The organism is Vibrio sp. YT-19(2023) (genome assembly GCF_033337395.1).
Genome location: NZ_JAWOQN010000960.1, coordinates 1 through 554, shown reverse-complemented (window position 1 = coordinate 554; position 554 = coordinate 1). Strand labels below are relative to the sequence as shown.

Here is a 554-nt window from a genome sequence, read left to right as displayed (position 1 = left end):
AGTTACAGCAGATCACCTTGCCAACTTTGATCATCCACGCCAAAGACGACCCGTTCATGACCGAAGAGGTGATCCCCAAATTTGTTCTGCCAGATAACATTGATTACCGTCTGTTTGAGCACGGCGGACACGTTGGTTTTCTGACTGGTACGGCATTAAAACCAAAGTTCTGGTTAGAGGAAGCCCTGCCCGCGTACTACGAAAGTGTCGCGGCAGAGTACCTTTCAGCTGTATCCAAACCGCGAACACAGTAAACTAGCCTTTCATCATAAAAGTTTGAGGTATTTATGATCATTCCTTGGCAAGACATCGCGCCAGAAACACTGGAAAATCTAATCCGTGAGTTCGTACTACGCGAAGGCACCGACTATGGCGCGGTTGAAATTTCACTGCAAAACAAAATCGATCAAGTGAAGACGCAACTAGAAAAAGGTGAAGCCGTCATCGTGTTCTCAGAACTGCATGAAACGGTTGATATTCAACTCAAAGCAAAGTTTTAGCACGTTCACATTTTTACCGTATCCCACTCGATGACAAGTCGTTGTTACATGCTA

The 554-nt window shown here is 45.3% G+C and carries 1 protein-coding gene and 1 pseudogene; both read left to right on the top strand.

The window, feature by feature from the left end:
- Positions 1–254, top strand: a pseudogene (locus tag R7E78_RS29430) (hydrolase); the annotation flags it as partial.
- A 33-nt stretch (positions 255–287) separates the two neighbouring features.
- The gene (locus R7E78_RS29425; RefSeq protein ID WP_005458136.1) at positions 288–500 is read left to right on the top strand and encodes a YheU family protein; all 213 of its coding nucleotides are present in this window, start codon (positions 288–290) and stop codon (positions 498–500) included.
- The last annotated feature ends 54 nt before the right edge of the window (positions 501–554 follow it).

Coding starts and splice junctions, on each gene's coding strand:
- R7E78_RS29425 (WP_005458136.1), top strand. CDS start 288: ATGATCATTCCTTGGCAAGACATCGCGCCAGAAACACTGGAAAATCTA.